The sequence below is a fragment of the Pectobacterium cacticida genome (assembly GCF_036885195.1).
GTDB classification, from domain to species: Bacteria; Pseudomonadota; Gammaproteobacteria; order Enterobacterales; family Enterobacteriaceae; genus Pectobacterium; species Pectobacterium cacticida.
Window position 1 is genome coordinate 3685106 of sequence record NZ_CP133656.1, and the last position, 25088, is coordinate 3710193.

Genomic DNA, 25088 nt, shown 5'->3' on the forward strand with positions numbered 1-25088 from the left:
GCGCCATAGGCAAGTCGCTATTTTCAGTAAATATCGCGCTAGCGATTAGCCCTTTTCGACTTGGGCAAAGTCCAACTCAACAGGTGTTGCACGACCAAAAATAGAAACGGACACCTTCAGACGGCTTTTCTCATAGTCAACTTCTTCGACAACGCCATTAAAATCAGCAAACGGACCATCGTTAACGCGGACCATTTCTCCTGGTTCGAACAACGTTTTCGGCCGAGGTTTATCACCGACCTGCTGGAGACGATTCATAATCGCATCCACTTCTTTATCACTGATTGGCGCAGGGCGATCAGAGGTGCCGCCAATGAATCCCATAACACGTGGCACACTGCGAACAAGATGCCAGCTAGCATCCTCCATCACCATTTGTACCAAAACATAACCGGGAAAAAACTTGCGTTCGCTCTTACGGCGCTGCCCACCACGGATCTCAACGACTTCTTCAGTCGGCACCATAACTTCGCCAAACAGGTCTTCCATATTGTGAAGTTTGATATGCTCACGCAGTGATTGCGCCACGCGGCCTTCAAAACCAGAAAACGCCTGAACGACGTACCAACGTTTTTTTGGAGCTTCAGACATCTTAGAACCTCAGGCCAGTGATAAACGATACCAAACGGACCAGAATACCATCCAGCCCCCACAAAATCAGCGACATCACGGCAGTCACTGCGGCAACGATTAACGTGGTGTGCAACGTTTCCTGACGAGTCGGCCAAATGACTTTGCGCACTTCTGTTCGCGCCTCACGGGCAAACGCTACCGTTGCTTTACCTTTTGTAGTCAGCAGCGCCACACCGCCAGCGGCGGCGATCAGGATAACAACGGCCAATGCACGCAGAGGGAGGCTAAATTCCCGGTAATAATAATTACCGACAATTGCAATAATCAGTAAAGCACCTACTACCAGCCACTTAATCACTTCCAGGCCACGCCCACTATCCTGAGCTTCGGTATTCGCACTCATAAACCAACCTGTCACAATGATTCAGACAAATAACTTTGCCCCATCATTATTATGGGGCAACCAAACCGAAAGATGTTCTGTAAAACGAATAATTCGGTATTTACGCCGTATCTACAGAGCCTATCTCACCAAGGATTATCCTCTCACAATCACTGATAAGATAGGTTCTATCATGGCAGCGTAGAAAAAGGGCATCAAATGATGCCCTTTTATCGCGTGGCGCGTCAAACGTTATCAGCAATTAAGCGATAACTTTAGAAACAACGCCCGCACCTACAGTACGACCGCCTTCACGGATGGCGAAACGCAAACCGTCATCCATCGCGATTGGGTGGATCAGAGTAACAACCATTTTGATGTTGTCGCCCGGCATTACCATCTCTACGCCTTCTGGCAGTTCGATGGTGCCCGTTACGTCAGTGGTACGGAAGTAGAACTGCGGACGATAGCCTTTGAAGAACGGCGTATGACGACCACCTTCATCCTTGCTCAGGATATACACTTCTGATTCGAACTGCGTATGCGGCTTGATAGAACCCGGCTTAGCCAGTACCTGACCACGTTCGATTTCTTCACGTTTAATACCACGCAGCAGAACACCCACGTTCTCACCAGCACGGCCTTCGTCCAGCAGTTTGCGGAACATTTCTACGCCAGTACAGGTAGACTTCGCGGTGTCCTTGATACCCACGATCTCTACTTCTTCGCCAACTTTGATAACACCGCGCTCTACACGACCCGTTACCACAGTACCGCGACCAGAAATGGAGAAAACGTCTTCGATTGGCAACAGGAAAGGTTTGTCAATCGCACGTTCTGGTTCTGGGATATAGGAATCCAGGTAGCCAGCCAGTTCAATGATTTTTTCTTCCCACTGGGCTTCGCCTTCCAGCGCTTTCAATGCAGAGCCACGCACGATCGGCGTGTCATCGCCTGGGAAGTCATATTGAGACAGCAGTTCACGCACTTCCATCTCAACCAGTTCCAGCAGCTCTTCGTCATCAACCATGTCGCATTTGTTCAGGAACACGATGATGTACGGAACGCCTACCTGACGGCCCAACAGGATGTGTTCACGCGTTTGCGGCATCGGGCCGTCAGTCGCGGCAACAACCAGGATTGCGCCATCCATCTGCGCCGCACCGGTGATCATGTTTTTCACATAGTCGGCGTGTCCCGGGCAGTCTACGTGTGCGTAGTGGCGTGTCGGGGTGTCATATTCAACGTGAGACGTGTTGATGGTGATACCACGCGCTTTTTCTTCCGGCGCATTATCAATCTGATCGAATGCACGGGCGGCACCACCGTAAGTTTTAGCCAGGACGGTAGTGATTGCAGCGGTCAGCGTCGTTTTACCATGGTCAACGTGGCCGATAGTACCGACGTTGACGTGCGGTTTTGTACGTTCAAATTTTTCTTTAGACATCGATTGTCCCTCTAAGACACGGATAAATCGGTGGTATCACCACATCAACCAAGCAATAGCTTGCTGAATTTATTCACAGAAAGAAAATCAGGAGGAGGAAAAGGAAGTGGTGCTGATAGGCAGATTCGAACTGCCGACCTCACCCTTACCAAGGGTGCGCTCTACCAACTGAGCTATATCAGCACATCTTGGAGCGGGCAGTGGGAATCGAACCCACATCATCAGCTTGGAAGGCTGAGGTAATAGCCATTATACGATGCCCGCATCCTGGAACTCGGCTACCTAATTTTTCTGTAGATTTTGAAGTCGGGGAACATGACTTCACTGTTGACCCCGCCTTCGTCGATCCGGCTTAGTGTTACTAACCGTATCGAATATCCTGTTTCCAGGATTGAATTTGGTGGTGGGGGAAGGATTCGAACCTTCGAAGTCTGTGACGGCAGATTTACAGTCTGCTCCCTTTGGCCGCTCGGGAACCCCACCTTAACTATTTGTTTACTAATTACTTGATGGTGCCGGCTACCGGAATCGAACTGGTGACCTACTGATTACAAGTCAGTTGCTCTACCTACTGAGCTAAGCCGGCCTCAAGTGCTGCGCATTCTAGGTAGACAGAACGCGCGATGCAACAAAAAAATTGCCTAAAACGCGCTATCGCTTAGATTTTATCCAAATTTAGTCATAAATCCAGGACGTTAAAAAAAATTAGCGCAAAGAACCACCGGCAAAACACAATTAAAGAGGCGGTAACGTCATCAACACACCGTTGATTCTCTGTATCAGAGATGCCTTCAACACGTCAGGTGTAACGTATGCAATAAGACTAATAGTGGCGGCTCATTTTTCATAGGAGGCAAGCTTGGCATGCCTTTAGCCTGATTAATCAATTTCTGAAGATTTCATAAAAATGATGTCGGCCTCCAGCATAATCTTTTTTTGCCCGCTTTACTTGAGCGGAGTGACGTTAAACGCGCCCCGCCTAAAATTAGAACCCGGATAAATACGATTCAGTGAGATATGAATTACCCGCTAGCAGGTACGCGATGCCTCATTGTTTACACTTTAGATGCTGCACCTATTTTCTCTTCTTTTTTCTATCGGCATAGTGTTAACCTGCCCCTTATCAAAAATTTATTACATAAGAAAGGTGCCGCGATTATCACGTTGGCTTACGTCACAGCTCGTTTTACTCGCTGGCTGATAGTCCCTTTTCTTACCTGTGAAGCAGGCAGAACACAACTTATGAGCAAAATAGCCACGACGCCATATCTACAGTTCAACCGCAGTCAATGGGCCGCCTTGCGCGATTCTGTTCCATTAACGCTAACAGAAGAAGAAATCGCTAAGCTCAAAGGAATCAATGAAGACCTTTCGTTAGACGAAGTCGCAGAAATTTATCTGCCGCTATCCCGTCTACTCAATTTTTATATCAGCTCTAATTTGAGACGGCAGGCTGTGCTTGAGCAATTTCTAGGAACCGATGGTCAGAAAATCCCCTACATCATCGGTATTGCAGGCAGCGTGGCCGTGGGGAAAAGTACTACAGCTCGAGTACTTCAGGCGCTTTTAAGCCGCTGGCCGGAACATCGTAGCGTAGAACTGATAACAACTGATGGATTTCTCCATCCTAACAAGGTGTTAAAAGAACGTGATTTGATGAAGAAAAAAGGTTTCCCGCAATCATATGATATGCGTAGCCTGGTGAAATTTGTCTCTGATATCAAATCAGGGACGCCAAGGGTCACTGCGCCGACCTATTCTCATCTGACATATGATATCGTGCCTGGCAATAATAAGGTTTTAGAACAACCTGACATCCTAATATTAGAAGGTCTGAATGTTCTGCAGAGTGGAATGGACTATCCACACGATCCGCATCGGGTCTTCGTTTCCGATTTCGTTGATTTCTCAATCTATGTTGATGCACCTGAAACACTACTACAGACATGGTATATTAATCGTTTTCTGAAATTCAGAATGAGTGCATTCTCAAATCCACACTCATATTTCCATAATTACGCAAAATTGTCTGAAGAAGAGGCCATCGGTATCGCTTCTCAACTATGGAAAGAGATTAACGGGCTTAATCTAAAAGAAAATATTCTCCCCACAAGAGAAAGAGCTAGCCTTATTTTAACCAAAAGTGCTGACCATGCGGTTGAATATGTTAGGCTGAGAAAATAAATTAAGGAATGAAAGGGGCTAGCAGCCCCTTTTTATTCTCCACGTAGAGAGATCTCCCCACCAATATAGGACGTGATTTTTCCATCTTTCTCTAATAACAAGGCACCCTGATGGTCGATCCCTCGATCAATTCCATATATTTCACGATTGCCGATAATCAAACGGACAGTGCGGTTATAATAATTATCTAATGCTTTCCATCTTGAAACAAAAGGCGTAAGACCATGTAATTCAAAAACGGCCAATGCAGATCTCAATTCACTAATAAGCGTCGAAGCGAGCGTATTACGATTAATATTAATCCCCGCCTCTTGCAAGTTTATCCAACCTTGACTAATTGTATCTGGCGCCGGATCCCGCATCCGTAAATTAATCCCCGCGCCAATGACCAAGTTCGCGGCATCGCCCGTCTTTCCGGTAAGTTCCACAAGAATACCCGCGAGTTTTCTATCCTTCAGGTATAAGTCATTGGGCCATTTTACTCGCACACCATCAGCACCTAGTTGATGTAAAACTTCCGCCATAACAATGCCAATGACCAAACTTACACCTACAGCCGCGGCGGGCCCCTGTTCCAGGCGCCAATATAAGGATAAATAAAGATTGGCGCCAAAGGGGGAAAACCATTGTCGACCACGGCGGCCACGTCCAGATTGCTGATATTCAGCAAGGCATGCATGACCGGAGGATAAGGTATCAAGACGGTCTAAAAGGTACTGATTCGTAGAATCTACGATCGGTAACACCGTGACCCCCCCTTCCGGAAGGTGCTCAAGAATTGCGCTTTCATCTAATAACTGCATCGGTGCAGGTAAAGCATATCCCTTCCCTGTTACAGTAAAAACGTCGATGCCCCAATCACGTATCGTCTGAATATGTTTATTAATGGCGGCCCGACTCATCCCCATCATTTCACCCAGTAACTCACCGGAATAAAATTCACCGTCAGAGAGGATATTAATGAGTTTAAGCGGAACCGAAATATCCCTCATGATAAAATCTCGCTAGCATTAACTTCTCCGTGAGCTGCAATAAAACGGACTTCAGGCTCCAAATAGAGATTGAATTTTTTTGCCACCCGATCACGGACATAACGCGCTAATTCGACAATATCTGAACTTTTGGCATTATTCTTATTTATCAATACCAATGCCTGTTTTTCATGGACGCCGGCGCCACCCAGTTGAAACCCTTTAAGTTTGCATTGGTCTATCAGCCACCCTGCTGCCAATTTAACGCTGTCATCCGCCTGTATATAATGAGGCGCATTGGGATATTCCCGTAAAATCTGTTCGGCGTGCAACATAGTAATAATTGGATTTTTGAAGAAACTCCCCGCGTTGCCGATTACGGCAGGATCGGGAAGTTTGCTTCGGCGCAGATGACAAACAGCATCAAAAATCTGCCGAGGTGTGACGGTGATAGGATCCAATTTGGCTAATTCGCCATAGCTTAGTATCGGACGCCATACTTTAGTTAAAAATAACCCGACAGCAATAATCACGAAACCAGTGCGATATTGATGTTTAAATATGCTTTCTCGGTACCCGAACTGACATTCTTCAGCGCTAAAACGGATGACGTTACCTGTAGTCAGATCCAATAAATCGACATAATCACAAACGTGTTGAAATTCGTTACCGTAGGCACCGATATTCTGTATCGGCGCTGAGCCTACACAGCCAGGAATTAACGCCAGATTTTCTAATCCAGCGATACCCTTCTTGAGCGTATACTCCACTAAGTGATGCCAATTTTCACCCGCGCCGACATGCAGATGCCAGCCGTCGTGTTTTTCACTAACGCTGATACCCTTGAGTTGGTTCAGCAAAATCATGCCGGAAAAATCTTCCAGGAAAAGGACATTGCTCCCTTCGCCTAGTATTAAGACCGGTTCTTGCGAGGCATTCGCAGCGCGCCACCCTTCAATCAATTGCTCCTGATTTGCCGCAATACGGAGACAAGATGCAGTAACAGGTAATGCGAAAGAGTTGTGTGATCTTAATGAAATAACGCTCGACGCCATAATAACCATGCCTACTAATTCGGATGCCGCTTAGTTTACCCGATTCAGGCAAGATATCCGAGGCGCTTACGCAATGGCAAGTGTACAACCACGCGCTATGCACAAAAAAAGCGTGAGGTCTTAACCCCACGCCGTTTTTCAAACCATACTTTTTATTTAGGTAGCTAATCAGTTTTTGGCGTTAACAACCTGCGCGACTGCCCTGGCGAATTTTTCCATTCCCAATCTGATATCCTCTGCATCAATGATTAGCGATGGCACAAAGCGAATCACGTTTGGCCCAGCCATCAACACCATAAGCCCTTCAGCCGCTGCCGCGGACAAAAACTCACCTGCCCGACCATGCCATTGCGCTTTTAACTCGGCCCCCAGCAATAACCCCATACCGCGAACTTGCTCAAAGACATTGTACTGTTGGTTAATCTTCTCAAGCTCACTCACAAAGTGTTCGTGACGCTCAGCCACGCCTGACAGCACTTCCGGTGTGTTGATAATGTCCAGCGCAGCTTCTGCTACAGCACAGGCCAGTGGATTGCCACCATAAGTGGTGCCATGAACCCCAACCGTCATCACAGAGGCGATCTCTTCCGTCGTCAGCATCGCGCTAATCGGAAAACCACCGCCCAGCGCTTTAGCCGTAGTGAGAATATCCGGCGTGATACCGTAATGCATATAGCTGAATAACTTACCCGTACGCCCCATCCCGCACTGTACTTCATCGAATACCAGCAGCGCGTTGAACCGATCGCACAGATCGCGAACGCCTTGCAAGAACTCAGGCGTAGCAGGTGTGATCCCCCCCTCACCCTGAACCGGCTCCAACACAACTGCACAGGTATGATCGTCCATGACCGCTTTTACCGCCGCCAGATCGTTAAAAGGAACATGAACGATATCCGCGGGTTTAGGCCCGAAGCCATCAGCATATTTGGGCTGCCCGCCAACGGAAACGGTAAATAACGTTCGGCCATGGAACGCGTTGTAGAAGGCGATGATCTTGGTTTTATAAGGACTATGGCGTTTAACCGCATAGTGACGCGCCAGCTTAAACGCGGCTTCATTAGCCTCCGCACCAGAGTTAACAAAGAACACGCGATCGGCGAACGTGGCATTAATGAGTTTACTGGCGAGGCGCAGCGCAGGCTCATTAGTAAAAATATTGCTGGTATGCCACAACGTTTCTCCCTGTTGCTGCAAGGCGCGAACCAGAGCAGGATGGCAGTGGCCCAGCGCCGTTACCGCGATACCGCCGGAAAAATCGATATACTCTCGGCCGTCCTGATCCCAGACGCGGCTCCCTTTGCCTTTTACAGGAACAAACTTTGCGGGGGCATAAACCGGCAAAATCACCTTATCGTGAGTATCCCGTGTTACTGCTTTCTGCTCTGCTGCCATTTGCTGCCTCACTCAACCGTTCATCATGTCGTAATGAAAATATAATCAATAAATATGCATAAAAAATCAATTACAGGCAATATTAAATCAGCCCTTGGAGTGAGTAACTTTCTATCTCTTTAAATCTTAAGGAAATTATCCAAAAGTTGGTGACCTTGTTGGCTGAGGATGCTTTCTGGATGAAACTGCACCCCTTCCAGCGGTAATGTACGATGGCGAATCCCCATTATTTCGTCCCGCTTTCCTTCATATTCACTCCAGGCCGTAATCTCAAAACAATCGGGTAGTGAGGCATCGTCAATAATGAGTGAATGATAGCGAGTCACCGTCAAGGGCCGAGTTAGCCCCGTAAAAACGCCTATATTACTGTGCGTAATCGCAGAAGTTTTTCCATGCATCACCTGTCGCGCCCGCACCACGCGCGCGCCAAACGCCTGACCCATCGCCTGATGGCCAAGGCACACACCCAAAATAGGCAACTTATCAGCAAAATACCGGATTGCGGCCAGTGAAATCCCCGCCTCATCCGGCGTACAAGGGCCTGGTGAAATGACTAATCGCTCAGGCGCAAGCTGTTCAATCTCACGCAGCGTCAATTCATCATTACGCTTTACCACGACCTGTGCACCAAGCTCACAAAAGTACTGGTAAAGGTTGTAGGTAAAGGAATCATAGTTATCGATAATTAGCAGCATAAATAAGTTAACTTATTGATATATAGTAAACATATTATTTGGTTTTTCTTTTCATACACGCAATTGTTCCGATACCGTCTTGTGGACCAAAGCGACACGAGCCATTGTACCCGTCTTTGGCACACAAGGGATGGCTTGGCGTTTATACTTTTTATAATCAGTGAGATGATGACAATAGGTAATAAAAGCCTAAGCAAAATCCATACGTCATGCCACCATTGCCGTCATATGCTTATCGCCCTTTTGAAGATCGTCATCGTCTCCACTGTGAACCACTCATTTTTCACTCATACGTTTAAAGTAGGGGCAAGCTGGCGTTAGCGCCTCTCACATCATCGATCGCGACATTTCAGGAATTTTCGGTATACCTATGCAGAATATTTTATCAAACAAGAGTAAGCTCAACATAGTGTTGTCCTTAAGTAAAAAAGATAGTAAATATGCCCGGCATATTTTATTTTTACTTAAGGAAAATTTTCCGCATGCTACGCATGTAATAATATAAAATAGAGAAATAAATTTTAATAATAGCGAAACCAAACCATGTTTTTCACCCAATAAAAAACAACTCCATGATCTAACATGGTTTTAAAAGAAAGCGGTTTCTTATAAATTTCCATTTTTCAATCATCAACATTACAAAATGTTTCAAGCTCAATACATTTAACATTTCACCCTTGAAGTGTTCTTATTTTTTAATCACACTCTATTTGGTTTTTCATCAGGAATCGGGGATTCATTTCTGTTGGGAAACGACGTGTACCTATTACATCGGGCATACGGAGTAATAAATGCCTATGAGATGCTATTCCAAGGAGACAGTCATAATGAAATACCTATTGCCTACGACCGCCGTCGGATTGTTATTACTCTCAACGCAGCCAGTAATGGCTGCTAACACGGGTGGTTATGCTACTACGGATGGTGGTGAAATCTCCGGTGCCGTAAAAAAAACCGCGCGTTCAATGCAAGACATTATCAATATTATTGAAGCCGCAAAAGTGGATTCAAAAGGTAAAAAGGTTAAAGGTGGCGCATATCCACTCATTATTACCTATAACGGCAATGAGGATGCATTAATCAAAGCGGCCGAGAAGAATATCTGCGGTCAGTGGAGCAAGGATGCCCGCGGCGTACAAATTAAAGAATTTACCAAAGGGATAACGATTCAGGGCACTAATGGTTCGTCTGCCAATTTCGGTATCTGGGTCATCAATTCATCTAATGTTGTCGTACGTAATATGCGTTTTGGCTATATGCCAGGCGGCGCGCAAGACGGTGATGCGATTCGTATCGATAATTCACCGAACGTCTGGATTGACCATAATGAAATCTTCGCCAAGAATTTTGAGTGTGAAGGTACACCGGATAATGACACTACGTTTGAAGCAGCCGTTGATATCAAGAAAGGGTCGACTAACGTCACGGTGTCATATAACTATATTCATGGCGTGAAAAAGGTCGGGTTAAGCGGCGCAAGCAACTCAGACACGGGCCGTAATCTTACCTATCATCACAATATCTATCGCGATGTAAACTCACGTCTGCCGCTACAGCGTGGTGGCCAGGTTCACGCGTACAACAACTTGTATGATGGCATCACCGGTTCAGGCTTTAACGTCCGTCAGAAAGGGATCGCGCTGATCGAAAGCAACTGGTTCCAAAATGCGAAAAACCCGGTAACGGCACGCAACGACAGCTCCAACTTCGGCACCTGGGAATTGCGTAACAACAATATCACCAAACCGGCCGACTTCGCCAAATATAACATCACCTGGGGCCGTCCTTCCTCTCCTCACATTAATGCGGATGACTGGAAGAGCACCGGTAAATTCCCTGCAATCCCATATAAATACACGCCGGTTTCTGCACAATGCGTGAAAGATAAACTGGCTAACTATGCCGGTGTAGGTAAAAACCTGGCAGTATTGACCGCCGCCAGCTGCAAATAAATGCCTACAGGCATTTCCTACAGGTGACGACAGGAAGTCATTCACCTGAAATATCCCAGTGGTGATTCATCACTAAGCAAGAAAATCGATCCGAGCGGGTGCTAAAGGCCCGCTCATTTCGCCAAAAGAGAGTAGATATAGCATAAATAAAATCCCCAAAAGGATAAATAATAATCATGCTAATTATTTAATTAATTCCATATCCCAATATTTATATCACGCCTATAAAAATCCATTTCACTTGATATTAGTCACAATTAAATCTTAACTAAAAATATAACTCTCCTTCATAAAAAACAGCCACTTGTTTTTTATAAAACAGGAACAATCATACCTTGAATAGAACGCTATACATTTAAACCGTTCTCTCGCCATTTAACGATATATTTCCTGACAAATATTGAATTATCTTTTTTTTATGATAACACTTGATCGTGATTCCGATAAGGTTGAATTTCAATTTTATTGAAACCACTCGCACTACAACTGGGTTATGGGGATTATTAATAACCGACAATAATTCTATTTCAAGGAGAGTACCAGAATGAAATATCTACTACCTTCTGCAACCGCTGGGTTGTTATTACTTGCGACGCAACCAGCTCTGGCAGCATACACAGGCGGTTATGCGACTACGGATGGAGGTAATGTCGCCGGTGCCGTACATAAAACAGCACGATCTATGCAAGATATCATTGATATCATTGCGGAAGCGAGGCTGGATTCCAAAGGTAAGAAAGTTAAAGGCGGGGCTTACCCGCTCGTGATTACCTATAACGGTAATGAAGATGCGCTGATTAACGCCGCAGAGAAAGATATTTGTAGCCAGTGGAAGAAAGATGCCCGTGGTGTACAAATTAAAGAATTTACCAAAGGGATTACCATCATCGGCACCAATGGTTCATCCGCCAATTTTGGCCTTTGGCTGATAAAATCCTCCGATATCGTCATTCGTAACATGCGTTTTGGTTACATGCCTGGCGGCGCACAAGATGGCGACGCGATTCGTATCGATAATACGCCAAACGTCTGGATCGACCACAACGAGATCTTTGCTAAAAATTTCGAATGTCCAGGTACTAAAGACGGTGATACTACATTTGAAGCCGCCGTTGACATCAAGAAAGCCTCTACCAATGTCACGGTGTCATATAACTACATTCACGGTATCAAGAAAGTAGGGTTAAGCGGATTCAGTAGCAGCGATACCGGACGCGACCTAACTTACCACCACAATGTCTATCGCGATGTTAACGCCCGCCTTCCGCTGCAACGAGGGGGTAAAGTCCATGCCTACAACAACTTGTATACTGAGGTCACCAGTTCTGGTTTGAACGTGCGTCAGAAGGGGATCGCGCTTATCGAACGCAACTGGTTCGAAAATGCGAAAAACCCGGTCACCTCGCGTTACGACGGCTCCAACTTCGGCACTTGGGATCTCCGGAATAACAATATTATGAGCCCGGCTGATTTCGCTAAATACAACATTACTTGGAATAAGGATTCCAAGCCTTATGTGAACGCCGAAGATTGGAAAAGCACCGGCACGTTCCCGGCTGTCCCGTACCGCTACTCTCCCGTTTCGGCACAGTGCGTGAAGGACAAATTGGAGAACTACGCGGGCGTGAATAAAAATCTTGCGGAGCTGACAGCAGCAGATTGTAACGCGTAGATACGGGTCATAAGTGAATGTTACTAAGTGACTTCGGTTATGGCTTAATCATTTCGGCTCTATGCCCGTAAGCACGCGTAGCAATATCTCACCCACCTGTAGTCGTAGCCAGGTTTAAGGCCACATTCGTGGCCTTTCTCGTGCTCTCGGTTCTGCATTGTCCGACCTATCAGGGCAGCACTTTGGCAGATTGAATCACGATAGGTGTAGTCGGCACATTCTGGTAAGGCCCGAAATTTTTCGTTGGCACATGGGATATCTTATCCACGACGTCCATGCCTTTTACCACTTTACCAAATACGGCATAGCCAAAATCCCGCTGACCGTGATCGAGGAACGCATTGTCCGCCACGTTGATAAAGAACTGGCTGGTCGCACTGTCTTTGTCTGAGGTTCTCGCCATAGCGATCGTACCGCGCTGATTACGCAGACCGTTATCGGCCTCATTCTTAATCGGCGCATTGGTTGCTTTTTGGCTCATCTCGGCGGTGAATCCGCCACCCTGCACCATGAATCCAGGAATGACCCGATGAAAGGTCGTCCCGTTATAAAAACCGCTGTTAACGTACTCAACGAAATTTTTTACCGACACCGGCGCTTTTTGATTATCTAAAGAGAGTTCGATATTGCCCGCGGTCGTCGTCAACAGCACATGGGTTGTAGCGCTGGAAGCGGCAAAGGCGGGGGAAAATGCCGTCAGTGAAATCAAGGCTGCCGCAGCAACCAGAGCACGTTTTAACATGAGAATTCCTTTTTGAAGAGGCCGACTACAGAAAGCGTAATGATTGTATGTATCCGCACTCGTCAACGCTACCCATTTACTTTTTTTTACGTAGAGGTGTCTATTCACCACTTTCAGTAAGCGAAAATCGGAAGGGATTTGACATCCTCCCCGCCCTAAAGGATGGGGTTTTACGGCGCACCTGATATAAAAAAAGGCCGATTGCCCGGCCCTCATGTTGATTGTTGTAGCGTGGGGCTTACCCCATGCGCTCCGAACGCACCGCCAGATCGCGGCTGTACTGGCGGCTGGCGTCCACTAGCATCGTGGTATAAGCGTTTTTCGGCACATCGCGGGTCAGATCGTCGGTTTCCAACGTCTCCAGTATCTTGCCGTATTGCATCACCGCGACGTTATGGCACAGATGGGATATCACGCCTAAATCATGCGTCACCATCAGATAGGTTAGCTTTTCCTGCTGCTGCAATTCTGCGAGCAGATTAAGGATCTCCGCTTGTACCGAGACATCCAGCGCCGATGTCGGCTCATCCAGCAGCAGTACCCTCGGTTCCAGAATGAGCGCACGAGCTATCGCCACGCGCTGCCGCTGGCCGCCCGAAAGCTGATGTGGGTAGCGACGACGAAAGTGTGTTCCTAATCCTACTTTTTCCAGCAGACTATCAATACGATTGTCGCGATCGTCAAAACGGTGGATCGACAGCGGTTCTTCCAGAATGGATTCCACCGTATGACGCGGATGCAGCGACCCATAGGGATCCTGAAACACCATCTGCACCTGCCGACAGCGGGCCGGTTCGATACGATGAGCCAGCTTCTGCCCGTCAATCGATAACGTCCCTTCCCAATGATTAAACAACCCAGCCAGACACTTAAGCACCGTGGTTTTACCCGAACCGGATTCCCCCACCAAACCAAAGATATCACCATCGTTAACCGTCAGGTTCACATCGTACAACACCTGATTCGCCGTGCTGCCATAACCAAAAGAGAGATTCAGGTTATTGATTTCGATCATCGGCTTAGGTTGACGCTTTGCTTCGTTTACCATGATGCCCTCCTTACCCATTGATCCAGGCCGGATCGCGATGCATGACCGGCAGGCGTGGCCGTCGATTGTCGATATCCGGCAGCGAATTCAGTAAACCCCGCGTATACGGGTGCTGCGCGTTGTCCAGATCGGCGGCGGCAATGGACTCCACCACGCGTCCGGCATACATCACCAGCACGCGATCGCAAAAGCTGCGTACCAGATTGATGTCATGACTGATAAAAATCAGCCCCAAACCGCGCTCGCTCACCAGATCGTCCAGCATTGCCAGCACCTGTAAACGCACGGACACATCCAGCGCCGAGGTCGGTTCATCGGCAATGACAATTTCGGGTTCAGTGATCAGCATCATCGCGATCATGATACGCTGCCCTTGTCCGCCTGATATTTCATGAGGATATAAATGATAGACGCGCTCCGGCTGACGAATACGCACGACCTCCAGCATCGCCATGACCTTTTCCTTTGCTTCACGATGCGACACCTTATGGTGCGCCAGATACGCTTCAGCAATCTGGTCGCCGACGCAAACTACCGGGTTTAGCGAATATTTTGGGTCCTGCATAATCATGGAAATCCGTTTGCCGCGAATCTGGCGCATCCGTGCCTCATCCGCCTTCAGCAGATCGATATCGCCGAAACGTAGCGTGTCGGCGGTCACTCTTGCGCTATGCGGATGCAGTTGCAGCAATGCACGCCCCACCGTCGACTTGCCGGAACCGGATTCACCGACAATGGCCAGCTTTTCACAACCAAGCCGAAAAGATACGCCGCGCACGGCATCGGTCACCGCGCCACCGTTCACGAAGCTCACGCGCAGGTTCTCCACTTCCATCAGCGGAGAACGGTCCGCTGCACGTCGAGAAGATTTATTCAGTTCTGGGATCGAGGATGTCACGTAGGCCGTCTCCAAGGAAGTTGAACGCCAGGCTGTTAATCAAAATCGCCAGCCCCGGAATAGTTACTAACCACCAGCATTCCATCATGTAACGACGACCCGCAGAGATCATCGCGCCCCACTCGGGATCGGGCGGCTGTGCGCCCAGCCCAAGGAATCCCAGGCCTGCCGCCGTCAGAATGATGCCCGCCATATTCATAGTGATACGGATAATCACCGATGGCAGGCACAGCGGCACAATATGATGCAGCATGATGCGGATCGACGACGCGCCTTGTAACTTCACGGCGGAAACAAAATCCGCGTGACGCAACGATAGCGTCTCCGCCCGTGCCAGACGGGCAATCGGCGGCCAGGCCGTCAAGGTAATCGCGATCACCACATGTTCCAAACCGGGGCCAAGCGCTGCGACGAACGCCAGCGCCAGTACCAGGCTAGGGAAGGAGATGAAAATGTCGGTAATACGCATCAGAATAGTATCGACGATGCCGCCGTAGTACCCCGCTACCACGCCCAGTGCCAGTCCGATAGGCCCCACGGTGACCGACACCAGCGCAACGATGTATAGCGTGATACGCGAGCCATAAACCAAGCGGCTAAACACATCGCGCCCGAACTCGTCGGTGCCAAAATAGTGCGTCGCGCTCGGTGCCTGTAACGCATTACTCAAATCCTGTACCAGCGGATCGTGCGTGGCTATCCACGGCGCAAAGAGAGCAATCAACATCAACATTAGCACGATAGCTGAACCAATCGCCGTCAGCGGGTTACGCAGCATCGTTACAATAAATCCGCCCACGCGCGCAATGCGCAACCGCAGACGGCTCACCCGTTTTTCCGGCGGTGTCCGCATTACCGATAGGCGGCTGACCGGCGGCTCAGAGGAAATATTCATGCGTTCGTCCTCGGATCAAAGAGTTGATACAACATGTCCGATAGCAGATTAAGCGTCACAAAGATTAATCCGACTAACAACACACAGCCCATCACCGCGTTCATATCGCCCAGCAACAAACTACCGGTCAAATAGGAACCAAAACCCGGCCATGAGAAGACGGTTTCGATCAGTACGGCGCCTTCCAGCAGGGAGCCATAGGCCAACGCCACCACCGTCAGAAGCTGGACCAGAATATTGCGGAACGCGTGCGCCCAGACAACACGGAACTCCGACAGCCCCTTGACGCGTGCGGTAATGATGTATTCCTGCGAAAGTTGCGCCAGCATGAAGCTGCGCGTCATACGGCTGATATAGGCTAGCGAGTGAAAACCGAGGATCGTCGCGGGCAAGACCAGATGATTCAATGTGCTCCGGAAGACCTCCCATTCACCTGCCAATAGTGAATCCACTAATAGCAAGCCGGTACGGGTCTCTACCAGACCATCGTAAGCCATATCCACCCGTCCGGCGCCGCCAACCCAGTTCAGCCAGGCATAAAACACCAGTAGCCCCATCATCCCGACCCAAAATATTGGCGTGGAATAACCGGCCAGACTGATAAAACGCACCACATAATCGGCCCACTTGCCGCGCCGCGCCGCGGCTAACACCCCCAGCGGCACACCCAGGCCGGCACCGACGATAATCGCCATCGTCGCCAGCTCAATAGTCGCGGGGAAGACGCGGATAATGTCATCCACGACCGGACGCCCCGTCAGGAGCGCATTGCCCAAATCGCCATGCAGCAGTGAAGTGAAATAAATAAAGAATTGCACATAGAGGGGTTTATCCAACCCTAACTGTTGGTAAACCTGTTGATAGGTACTTTGGTCGGCATCCTGTCCGACAATAGCCAGAACCGGATCGATGGGCATCACGCGGCCGATCACGAAGGTCAGGATTAACAACCCGAACAGCGTGACGATCACTTGAAACAAACGTTTTGCCAAACGACGTACTATCCCACCCGGTTTGATCCAATCAGAGAAAACCATATTCTTTCTCCCGATATCCCGGTGTGCGGCGACGATGAATCCCCACTCACGCGGTTATCTCTTTTTGACGTCTCCGTCCGGATGATTTCATCAGCGATTCATCCGGCGAAAGGATGGACACTAGCGCTGTTTGTACACGCCCCGCAGATGCGTTGTAGAGGATGGATGCGGCACATAACCTTTCACATCCTTACGCAACACCACAGAATCGATCATCTGCGACACCGGAATAATGGCCGGGAACAGTTCCTCATAACGATTCTGGATAGTGATATACATTTGCTTCTGTTTCTGGGGATCTTTCTCTAACAGCGCCTGATCGATCAGGTCGTTTAACGGTTTGTCATAGAAAGAGGTGCGCCAACCTTGGAAGTTTGTCAATTTGGCTTCGTCGCGGTTATCTGGGTTATAGGCAATAGAACGCAGGCTAGAGTGAGGGTGCGGATCGACACCACCACCACCACGGCCAACCAGCATATCGAAGTTACGATCGCGCATCGCGCCGTAAACCTGATTACCGGTGCCGGAGATGATTTTGGCTTTGATGCCCGCCTGCGCCAGCGTGGACTGCACCGACGTTGCCAGATTCAGGAACGGCTGATCGGACAAAACACGCAGCGTGGTTTCAAACCCATTCGGGTAGCCCGCTTCGGCCAGTAATGCTTTGGCGCGAGGCACATCCAGCTTGTAACCAGGATTCGGCAACGTGGCCTCCATCCCTTGCTGAATAGGGCGCTGATGATAGAAGCCATAACCCGGCATCACCGTTTTATTCACGCCATCGTAATCGATTAGGTAACGCACCGCTTCGCGCACTTTCGGTTTGGCGAAGTACTCATTTTTCAAGCTCATGGCAACGTAGTACAGCGTGCCTTTTTTCACCTCGTCGACCACAACATCCGGGTCTTTTTTCAATGCGTTGATATCCGGCACCGACATCCCGGAAGCGACATCAATGTCGCCTTTTTCAATCATCAAACGTAGCGCCTGCGATTCGGTCATATGACGAAAAATGACACGCCGCATTTTCGCATCGCCCTGCCAATAATTTTCGGCTCTACTGATGCGTAGCACGTCTTTCGCCTGCCACACGTCCAGCTTGAACGGGCCGGAACCCGCTTCGTTGGTGGTCAGCCAGCCATTGCCCCAGTCGCCGTTTTTCTCATGCTGCATGACGGTTTTGCTGTCCAGCACCGAGCCGCTGCCCAATGTCGCCAGAGAATAGATCACCAGCTTGGGATCGTTCGGTTTCGGCAGTTCGATTTCAACGGTGTGAGCGTCTTTGGCACGGATCATTTTCCCCACGTTTTGCGCGGTGAAACCGTAAGACTTCCAAGTGGTGGCTTGCGCCATGTTGAGGTTAAGCAGCCGTTCCATCGACCAGGCGAAATCCTGCGCCGTCACGGGATTGCCGGAATGGAATTTGGCGTTGTCCACCAGATTGAAGGTAATGATGTTGCCCGCTTCGTTGACGCTCCAGCTTTTCGCCAGAGAAGGCAGGATGTGACTCAGGTTAGCCGGATCGAGCACTACCAGCGAGTCATAAAGGTTAACGATAATGCCCACCACTTCGTTACCGGTCATCGCGGCCGGATCGAGTGACAGCATGTTATTCATATTCATCCCGACGATCAGCTGATCGTCAGGCGTTTTGGCCGAGAGGATGGCCGGTGTGGCAACCATACAGAGTGAACTTAACAGTAGGGTACGGAGTATTGCTCGTGCTTTCATTATTATTCTCCAGATATGGGAACATGGAAGACGACAACTTTTTATTTTGGGTAAGGCTATCTTTCGAATCGAATAAAAAACGGTGTCTATAACGTTATTCTTTGCTTAGGGTATGCTCCTCTATCCAGTCAAAATTAATATCTTCTCCCAGCCCAGGGCGCTGCGGTAGATGCACAAACCCGTCGTCATCCATCGGGTCGACGATAGCATTCAGATAGGCGGCAGGTTCGTCATAATTGAGGAAAGGGTGCAGCAGGCCGCGCTCATACCAGCGACAGTTCTTAATGGCGCCAACCACATTAAGATTGGGGGCGCCGTTGCCGTGGATTTCACAATCCATGCCAAAGGATTCTGCCAGGCTCGCGACTTTCAGGCACGGCCACAGACCGCCAACGCCCTGCACGCCCGCACGTAAAATATCGCATGCGCCTTCCTTCACCCAGTCGGCGCGGCTGAAGTATTTACCTGAAAGACTTTCCGGCCCAATAACATCGATATCCAAATTCTTCGTCAGCCAGCTATAAGATGCCATGCTCTGCTCTTCCATCGGCTCTTCGAACCAGGTGAAACCAAGCTTTTGCAGCTCACGGCCGATATACAGCGCATCGCTGCGGCTGTACCAGTGGTAGCCATCTAGCATCAGGCAAATATCCGGGCCAACCGCTTCACGCACCGCCGCACAGGCCTTCACATCCATCTTCGGACTGGGCGCGAACGACACCGGTGGCATCCAGGTGTGCAATTTGATGGCCTTATAGCCGCGTTGCACCAGTTTCTCTGCAAACTGACCATATTCTTCCGGCGTGGATAGCCCCCCAGCCAGTTCATCGCCGCACATGGTACTGCCGTAGGCAGGAACCTTTTCACGGTAACCGCCGAGCAGCTTATGCACGGGCATATTTAGTATGCGCCCCTGCAAATCCCATAGCGCGGATTCCACAATTGACAATGCGCGATCGGTCAACTGGTTGGCGCTACCGCGTTGCCAGTGCACCAGATCCTGCCAAAGGCGCTCACGGTCAAACGGATTTTGCCCGATTAGCACCTTGCGGAAAAACGCATTAACGATATGGGGACGAATCACTTCCGGCGGCGCGAAGGCGTAACCTTTCTGGCCGTCATCCGCCGCGATCGTTAATAACGCCATCCGGGCTTGGTTCTCGGCGCCGGGGTGGGAATGGCCCGCACTGTCGGAAACCCGGCGAGTGGGGTAAGTAAAGACGGTGACATCAATTGATTCTATTTTCACGTTATTACCTGCCTTGATGTTTAACACAATTCATACACAAACCTCGCGAATCGCCCTCCCCAAATGCACTAAAGCATAACGCCATTAACGGCGACGTGACGGGTTGGCTCAAAACGCCTTTCCTTTAGCGGTGATCGAATAAGTTGATCGGCGTCACATAATAGAAATAGCGTGTTAATTTAAAGAAAATGGCGTTTTATTTTCAATTATTAAGGTTGTGATGCCGTTAGTCATTAGGCAATTTCTTTCATATAAAGAAATTATGTTGCTGATAACTGTGCAAGTGCACATAAAATTGTGAGCATTATCACTAGAAAACCCCCTATCTATATAGGATAAATGGATAACCCCTTGGGTTTATTTTTTAGCCGTTTGGGAAAAACTCAATAATGAATAAGGTGACAATGACCGCGATAACGGATATTGCGCTAATCACTCCGCGTTAGACCAAAAGCGTGCTATAGATCTCATTTTCACCTGCAAGTAAAATCCCAACAAAAACCAAGGCTTAACAAAAAACAAGTAAAATCATGAACATACTCATAAAGTAGTATATAAAAGACAATTTGACGTACATCAATAAGCGCCCTCTGTGGCGCGATAAGGTAGCCTCGGAAGAAGCAATTTTGAGGCAAAAATGAACAAAGTCAGACTCGCTGTCATCGGTAACGGGATGGTAGGCCACCGTTTTATCGAAGAGTTGCTGGAAAAGGCCCCCGCATCCACCTACGAGATCACCGTTTTCTGTGAAGAGCCCCGCGTCGCCTACGATCGTGTCCATTTGTCTTCTTACTTTGCCCATCACACGGTAGAAGAGCTCTCTTTGGTACGCGAAGGCTATTATGAGAAAAATGGGGTAAATATCCTGCTCGGTGAGCGTGCTATCACGATTAACCGTAGTGAAAAGGTGATTCACTCCAATACCGGTCGCTCCGTGCATTATGACAAACTCATTCTGGCAACCGGCTCCTACCCATGGATCCCTGAGATTAAGGGCTCAAACGGGCAAGACTGTTTCGTCTACCGCACAATCGAAGATCTGAACGCCATTGAAAGTTGCGCGCGCAGAAGTAAGCGTGGTGCGGTCGTTGGCGGAGGATTATTGGGTCTGGAAGCGGCCGGGGCGCTAAAACACCTCGGCGTAGAAACGCACGTCATTGAATTCGCGCCAGTGCTGATGGCTGAACAGCTAGATGCACAGGGCGGCGCGCTGCTACAGCGCAAGATAGAAAATATCGGTGTGCATGTGCATACCCGTAAGAATACGCAGGCGATTCAGCCTATCGGTCAGGAAAGTCGTAAGACGATGGTATTTGCCGACGGCAGCACGTTGGAAGTCGACTTTGTGGTGTTCTCGACCGGTATTCGTGCCCAGGACAAATTGGCCCGCCAGTGTGCGTTGGAGATTGGCCCGCGTGGTGGTATCGCCATCAACGATATGTGCCAGACGTCCGATCCGGATATCTACGCCATCGGCGAATGTGCCGCCTGGCAAGGCAGGCCCTTCGGTCTGGTCGCGCCCGGCTACAAGATGGCGCAGGTAGCCGCCGATCATCTGTTAGGTCGCGAAAACCGCTTTCAGGGGGCCGACATGAGCGCCAAGCTCAAACTCATGGGCGTCGACGTCGGCGGCATTGGCGACGCGCATGGCCGCACGCCTGGCTCCCGTAGCTACATGTGGTTGGATGAAAACAAAGAAACCTACAAACGCCTGATCGTCAGCGCCGACAACAAAACGCTGCTCGGCGCCGTTTTGGTCGGCGACACTCGGGATTACGGCAATCTGCTGCAATTCATGCTGAATAAGATTCCGTTGCCGGATTCTCCTGAGGTACTCATTCTTCCCGCCTCGGCAGGCAGCGCAAAACCCGCATTAGGGGTGGATGCCTTACCGGAAAGCGCGCAAATTTGCTCCTGTTTTGATGTCTCCAAAGGCGACATTATTAAGGCGATTAATAGCGGCTGTCACACCGTCGCAGCGATCAAAGACGCCACCAAAGCGGGTACGGGCTGCGGCGGCTGCGTGCCGCTAATTACCCAGGTACTGAACGCAGAGCTCAGCAAACAGGGAATTGAGGTTAATAACCACCTATGCGAACACTTCGCCTATTCCCGTCAGGAGCTGTTTCACCTGATTCAAATAGAACAAATTAAAACCTTCGATCAACTATTGGAAAAGCACGGTTCGGGCTATGGCTGCGAAGTCTGTAAACCGACTGTGGCATCCCTGCTGGCCTCCTGCTGGAACGAATACGTGCTCAAACCCCAGCACACGCCGCTACAGGATTCCAACGATAACTTCCTCGGCAATATTCAAAAAGACGGCACATACTCAGTGATCCCGCGCTCCGCAGGCGGGGAAATCACGCCGGATGGTCTGATCGCTATTGGTCGCATCGCGAAGCAATATAACCTGTACACCAAAATGACCGGTTCCCAACGCATGGCGCTATTTGGCGTGCAGAAAGACGATCTGCCCGATGTGTGGGCGCAGCTTATCGACGCCGGGTTCGAGACGGGTCACGCCTACGCTAAGGCGTTGCGCATGGCAAAAACCTGTGTCGGCAGTAGCTGGTGCCGCTTTGGGGTTGGCGACAGCGTAGGCTTGGGCGTCGAACTGGAAAACCGTTATAAAGGCATCCGCACGCCGCACAAAATGAAGTTTGGCGTCTCCGGCTGTACGCGGGAATGCGCCGAAGCACAAGGGAAAGATGTGGGAATCATCGCCACCGAGAAAGGCTGGAATCTCTATGTCTGCGGCAACGGCGGGATGAAACCACGCCACGCCGACCTGCTGGAAGCCGACTTAGATCGCGACACCTTAATCCGCTATCTGGACCGCTTCATGATGTTCTATATCCGCACCGCCGATAAACTTCAGCGCACCTCCGTCTGGCTGGAGAATCTCGAAGGCGGCATCGACTACCTGCGTAGCGTGATCGTGAAAGATAAATTGGGTATTAACGAGCGGCTTGAAGCCGATATCGCGCAACTGCGCGCAAGTTACGTGTGCGAATGGCAGGCGACGTTGGCAAACCCGGAAGCACAGCGCCGCTTTGCCCACTTCATCAACAGCCCGGAACGCGACCCGAATGTACAAATGGTCAGTGAACGCCAACAACATCGTCCAGCACGCCCCGCTGAACGCATTCCGGTGAAACAGATCGCTCTGGAGGAGGAAGACGCATGAGCCAGTGGACGACCGTATGTAAGTTAGATGATATCCTGCCCGGCACCGGCGTGTGTGCGCTCGTCGGGCAGCAGCAGGTTGCCGTATTTAGGCCGCGTCACGACGAACAGGTTTACGCCATCAGTAATATCGATCCTTTCGCACAGGCTAGCGTATTAAGTCGTGGCATATTGGCAGAGCATCATGGGGAGTTGTGGGCAGTCAGCCCATTGAAAAAACAACATTTCCGCCTTTATGATGGCTTCTGCCTGGAGGATGACGCCTATTCGATTGCCGCCTATGAAGCGCGAGTGATAAACGGTGATGTGCAAGTCTCCCTCACGCCGCGGGATATGCCGGTTGCTAATCCCCAACCATAACCTTTACGGGCCGAGTCCCGCGTGCCACGCGGGACACTACGATCTGGTTTCTCAAGACAATCTACGTTTTTAAGAGGCGTTACATGGATTACCTGCCAATATTCTGTCAGCTCCGCGATAAATCTTGTCTATTGGTAGGGGGTGGCGAAATAGCCGAACGTAAAGCCCGTCTATTACTGGACGCGGGCGCAAATATTACCGTCAATGCGCTCGACATTAACGATCAATTCCGCGCATGGGCACGGGACAATCAGCTCACGCTAGCGCACGGTGCTTTTGATCCGGTATTACTGGACGGCGTATGGCTGGTGATTGCCGCAACGGATGATGAGGACGTGAACCGGCAGGTCTTTGCCCATGCCAGCGAACGACAGATTTTCTGCAATGTGGTCGATTCACCGGAGCGCGCCAGCTTCATTATGCCGTCGATCATTGACCGTTCCCCACTGATGGTTGCCGTGTCTTCGGGTGGCGCCGCCCCCGTCTTGGCTCGACTATTGCGAGAAAAGCTGGAAGGTATTCTTCCGCAGCACCTCGGTAAATTAGCGAAATTTGCTGGTGAATTGCGTCACCGAGTGAAAAATCGGTTCCGCAATATGAGCGCACGCCGCCGCTTCTGGGAAAAACTCTTCATACACGATCGGCTGGCACAGGCGTTAGCCAATGAGGACAGTCAACGCATCCAACAATTAACGGAGCAGCTATTTTCCGCGCCGCTTGATGATCGGGGCGAGGTGACCCTGGTCGGCGCCGGGCCGGGCGATGCCGGATTATTAACGTTGAAAGGCCTGCAACAACTCCAACAGGCCGACATTATTGTTTACGATCGTTTGGTCTCAAAGGAGGTTCTCAATCTGGCCCGTCGCGACGCTGAACGACTCTTTGTCGGCAAATCGTCCGGCTTTCACAGCGTCCCCCAGGAACAAATCAATCAACTACTGGTAGAAAAAGCGCGAGCGGGCTATCGCGTCGTTAGGCTGAAAGGCGGCGATCCCTTTATCTTTGGGCGTGGCGGTGAAGAGTTGGAGCACCTGCAACAGGCGGGGATCCCGTTCTCTGTGGTGCCCGGTATTACTGCCGCATCGGGCTGTTCGGCTTACAGCGGTATCCCGCTAACGCATCGCGATCGCTCACAGGGCGTCAGGTTGATCACCGGGCACGTCAAACACGACACCGATTTAGACTGGTCGAGTCTGGCGGCGGAAAAGCAAACGCTGGTTTTTTATATGGGGCTGCAACAGGCGGAATACATTCAAACTCGACTCATCGAACAGCAACTACCGGAAACCGTGCCCGTCGCCATTATCGAAAACGGCACCTCAACGAAGCAACGCGTTCTGAGTGGTCAGCTTGGCCAATTGAGTGAATTAGCGCAACAGGCCAGCAGCCCGAGTTTGATCATCATCGGCGATGTCGTCGAATTACGGGAAAAATTAAGCTGGTTCTCTGAGCAAACAGCATAATCTTCTTCCCATCGCGTTATTAACCTGTCATCTCACGTCAGATGGCAGGTTTTTTACTACGATGAAGTAATATTCTATAAATCAGCATAACAATTCACTAATTCATCCTCACTTCCAAATAAAATATCACTTTAATGCTTTACCACAGGC

20 protein-coding genes and 4 tRNA genes are annotated in these 25088 nt (G+C 49.7%); 6 read left to right on the forward strand and 18 right to left on the reverse strand.

The features are described from left to right. Nucleotides 1-45: 45 nt before the first annotated feature. The 7 genes from nusG to RFN81_RS16790 all read right to left on the reverse strand — a co-directional run bounded on the left by nusG (nucleotide 46) and on the right by RFN81_RS16790 (nucleotide 2988). On the reverse strand, nucleotides 46-591 hold the full coding sequence (gene nusG, locus RFN81_RS16760; RefSeq protein WP_264496894.1) for a transcription termination/antitermination protein NusG: 546 nt from the start codon (nucleotides 589-591) through the stop codon (nucleotides 46-48). A 1-nt stretch (nucleotide 592) separates the two neighbouring features. Then, complete coding sequence (gene secE, locus RFN81_RS16765; protein WP_264496895.1) at nucleotides 593-976, reverse strand: preprotein translocase subunit SecE; 384 nt, start codon at nucleotides 974-976, stop codon at nucleotides 593-595. 241 nt (nucleotides 977-1217) lie between these two features. Beyond that, a complete protein-coding gene (gene tuf / locus RFN81_RS16770; protein ID WP_264496896.1) occupies nucleotides 1218-2402 on the reverse strand; it encodes an elongation factor Tu in 1185 nt (394 codons plus the stop codon). Between the two features lie 107 nt (nucleotides 2403-2509). Then, nucleotides 2510-2585, reverse strand: a tRNA-Thr gene (locus RFN81_RS16775). A 6-nt stretch (nucleotides 2586-2591) separates the two neighbouring features. Then, nucleotides 2592-2666 (reverse strand) — tRNA-Gly (locus tag RFN81_RS16780). Nucleotides 2667-2800: 134 nt separating this feature from the next. Beyond that, nucleotides 2801-2885 (reverse strand) — tRNA-Tyr (locus RFN81_RS16785). A 27-nt stretch (nucleotides 2886-2912) separates the two neighbouring features. Then, nucleotides 2913-2988 (reverse strand) — tRNA-Thr (locus tag RFN81_RS16790). A 656-nt stretch (nucleotides 2989-3644) separates the two neighbouring features. Between RFN81_RS16790 and coaA the strand changes: the two genes are divergently transcribed. Next, nucleotides 3645-4586, forward strand: coding sequence for a type I pantothenate kinase (gene coaA / locus RFN81_RS16795; protein WP_264499026.1), 942 nt, complete (start codon nucleotides 3645-3647; stop codon nucleotides 4584-4586). Between the two features lie 32 nt (nucleotides 4587-4618). Here the strand turns inward: coaA and birA are convergent, their stop codons facing one another. The 4 genes from birA to RFN81_RS16815 form a co-directional block, all read right to left on the reverse strand. Continuing rightward, nucleotides 4619-5578, reverse strand: a complete 960-nt coding sequence (gene birA / locus RFN81_RS16800) for a bifunctional biotin--[acetyl-CoA-carboxylase] ligase/biotin operon repressor BirA (RefSeq protein ID WP_264496897.1) — start codon at nucleotides 5576-5578, stop codon at nucleotides 4619-4621. After that, nucleotides 5575-6612 (reverse strand): UDP-N-acetylmuramate dehydrogenase, encoded by a 1038-nt coding sequence (gene murB, locus RFN81_RS16805; RefSeq protein ID WP_264496898.1) that lies wholly within the window; start codon nucleotides 6610-6612, stop codon nucleotides 5575-5577. Before murB ends, birA begins: the two co-directional genes overlap by 4 nt. A gap of 168 nt (nucleotides 6613-6780) precedes the next feature. Beyond that, the gene (argD, locus tag RFN81_RS16810; RefSeq protein WP_264496899.1) at nucleotides 6781-8007 is read right to left on the reverse strand and encodes a bifunctional acetylornithine/succinyldiaminopimelate transaminase; all 1227 of its coding nucleotides are present in this window, start codon (nucleotides 8005-8007) and stop codon (nucleotides 6781-6783) included. Between the two features lie 119 nt (nucleotides 8008-8126). Beyond that, entirely contained in the window at nucleotides 8127-8702 is a 576-nt protein-coding gene (locus RFN81_RS16815) for an aminodeoxychorismate synthase component II (protein WP_264496900.1), read from the reverse strand. An 827-nt stretch (nucleotides 8703-9529) separates the two neighbouring features. Here RFN81_RS16815 and RFN81_RS16820 point away from each other — a divergent pair. Continuing rightward, nucleotides 9530-10654, forward strand: a complete 1125-nt coding sequence (locus RFN81_RS16820) for a polysaccharide lyase (RefSeq protein ID WP_264496901.1) — start codon at nucleotides 9530-9532, stop codon at nucleotides 10652-10654. Between the two features lie 544 nt (nucleotides 10655-11198). Continuing rightward, nucleotides 11199-12326 (forward strand): polysaccharide lyase, encoded by a 1128-nt coding sequence (locus RFN81_RS16825; RefSeq protein WP_264496902.1) that lies wholly within the window; start codon nucleotides 11199-11201, stop codon nucleotides 12324-12326. Nucleotides 12327-12495: 169 nt separating this feature from the next. Here RFN81_RS16825 and ppiA read toward each other — a convergent pair whose 3' ends face one another. The 7 genes from ppiA to RFN81_RS16860 form a co-directional block, all read right to left on the reverse strand. Beyond that, a complete protein-coding gene (gene ppiA / locus RFN81_RS16830) occupies nucleotides 12496-13068 on the reverse strand; it encodes a peptidylprolyl isomerase A (protein ID WP_264496903.1) in 573 nt (190 codons plus the stop codon). A 238-nt stretch (nucleotides 13069-13306) separates the two neighbouring features. Then, complete coding sequence (locus RFN81_RS16835; RefSeq protein WP_264499027.1) at nucleotides 13307-14083, reverse strand: ABC transporter ATP-binding protein; 777 nt, start codon at nucleotides 14081-14083, stop codon at nucleotides 13307-13309. Between the two features lie 43 nt (nucleotides 14084-14126). Beyond that, nucleotides 14127-15014, reverse strand: coding sequence for an ABC transporter ATP-binding protein (locus RFN81_RS16840; protein WP_378928741.1), 888 nt, complete (start codon nucleotides 15012-15014; stop codon nucleotides 14127-14129). Further along, entirely contained in the window at nucleotides 14986-15867 is an 882-nt protein-coding gene (locus tag RFN81_RS16845; protein WP_264499029.1) for an ABC transporter permease, read from the reverse strand. Before RFN81_RS16845 ends, RFN81_RS16840 begins: the two co-directional genes overlap by 29 nt. A 38-nt stretch (nucleotides 15868-15905) precedes the next feature. Next, nucleotides 15906-16946, reverse strand: a complete 1041-nt coding sequence (locus RFN81_RS16850; protein WP_264496904.1) for an ABC transporter permease — start codon at nucleotides 16944-16946, stop codon at nucleotides 15906-15908. Nucleotides 16947-17066: 120 nt separating this feature from the next. After that, nucleotides 17067-18677 carry an ABC transporter substrate-binding protein gene (locus RFN81_RS16855; RefSeq protein WP_264496905.1) on the reverse strand — a complete coding sequence of 537 codons (1611 nt, stop codon included), beginning with the start codon at nucleotides 18675-18677 and terminating at the stop codon, nucleotides 17067-17069. Between the two features lie 94 nt (nucleotides 18678-18771). Next, nucleotides 18772-19926 (reverse strand): mandelate racemase family protein, encoded by a 1155-nt coding sequence (locus RFN81_RS16860; protein WP_264496906.1) that lies wholly within the window; start codon nucleotides 19924-19926, stop codon nucleotides 18772-18774. Between the two features lie 637 nt (nucleotides 19927-20563). Here RFN81_RS16860 and nirB point away from each other — a divergent pair. The 3 genes from nirB (at nucleotide 20564) to cysG (ending at nucleotide 24938) form a co-directional block, all read left to right on the forward strand. Next, nucleotides 20564-23116 (forward strand): nitrite reductase large subunit NirB, encoded by a 2553-nt coding sequence (gene nirB / locus RFN81_RS16865; RefSeq protein WP_264496907.1) that lies wholly within the window; start codon nucleotides 20564-20566, stop codon nucleotides 23114-23116. Continuing rightward, nucleotides 23113-23475, forward strand: coding sequence for a nitrite reductase small subunit NirD (gene nirD, locus RFN81_RS16870; protein WP_264496908.1), 363 nt, complete (start codon nucleotides 23113-23115; stop codon nucleotides 23473-23475). Before nirB ends, nirD begins: the two co-directional genes overlap by 4 nt. An 83-nt stretch (nucleotides 23476-23558) precedes the next feature. Further along, entirely contained in the window at nucleotides 23559-24938 is a 1380-nt protein-coding gene (cysG, locus tag RFN81_RS16875; RefSeq protein WP_264496909.1) for a siroheme synthase CysG, read from the forward strand. The last annotated feature ends 150 nt before the right edge of the window (nucleotides 24939-25088 follow it).

Bases quoted from the DNA above. Each gene is read 5' to 3' on its own strand.
- nusG (WP_264496894.1), bottom strand. From the start codon at position 591: ATGTCTGAAGCTCCAAAAAAACGTTGGTACGTCGTTCAGGCGTTTTCT.
- secE (WP_264496895.1), bottom strand. From the start codon at position 976: ATGAGTGCGAATACCGAAGCTCAGGATAGTGGGCGTGGCCTGGAAGTG.
- tuf (WP_264496896.1), bottom strand. From the start codon at position 2,402: ATGTCTAAAGAAAAATTTGAACGTACAAAACCGCACGTCAACGTCGGT.
- coaA (WP_264499026.1), top strand. From the start codon at position 3,645: ATGAGCAAAATAGCCACGACGCCATATCTACAGTTCAACCGCAGTCAA.
- birA (WP_264496897.1), bottom strand. From the start codon at position 5,578: ATGAGGGATATTTCGGTTCCGCTTAAACTCATTAATATCCTCTCTGAC.
- murB (WP_264496898.1), bottom strand. From the start codon at position 6,612: ATGGCGTCGAGCGTTATTTCATTAAGATCACACAACTCTTTCGCATTA.
- argD (WP_264496899.1), bottom strand. From the start codon at position 8,007: ATGGCAGCAGAGCAGAAAGCAGTAACACGGGATACTCACGATAAGGTG.
- RFN81_RS16815 (WP_264496900.1), bottom strand. From the start codon at position 8,702: ATGCTGCTAATTATCGATAACTATGATTCCTTTACCTACAACCTTTAC.
- RFN81_RS16820 (WP_264496901.1), top strand. From the start codon at position 9,530: ATGAAATACCTATTGCCTACGACCGCCGTCGGATTGTTATTACTCTCA.
- RFN81_RS16825 (WP_264496902.1), top strand. From the start codon at position 11,199: ATGAAATATCTACTACCTTCTGCAACCGCTGGGTTGTTATTACTTGCG.
- ppiA (WP_264496903.1), bottom strand. From the start codon at position 13,068: ATGTTAAAACGTGCTCTGGTTGCTGCGGCAGCCTTGATTTCACTGACG.
- RFN81_RS16835 (WP_264499027.1), bottom strand. From the start codon at position 14,083: ATGATCGAAATCAATAACCTGAATCTCTCTTTTGGTTATGGCAGCACG.
- RFN81_RS16845 (WP_264499029.1), bottom strand. From the start codon at position 15,867: ATGCGGACACCGCCGGAAAAACGGGTGAGCCGTCTGCGGTTGCGCATT.
- RFN81_RS16850 (WP_264496904.1), bottom strand. From the start codon at position 16,946: ATGGTTTTCTCTGATTGGATCAAACCGGGTGGGATAGTACGTCGTTTG.
- RFN81_RS16855 (WP_264496905.1), bottom strand. From the start codon at position 18,677: ATGAAAGCACGAGCAATACTCCGTACCCTACTGTTAAGTTCACTCTGT.
- nirB (WP_264496907.1), top strand. From the start codon at position 20,564: ATGAACAAAGTCAGACTCGCTGTCATCGGTAACGGGATGGTAGGCCAC.
- nirD (WP_264496908.1), top strand. From the start codon at position 23,113: ATGAGCCAGTGGACGACCGTATGTAAGTTAGATGATATCCTGCCCGGC.
- cysG (WP_264496909.1), top strand. From the start codon at position 23,559: ATGGATTACCTGCCAATATTCTGTCAGCTCCGCGATAAATCTTGTCTA.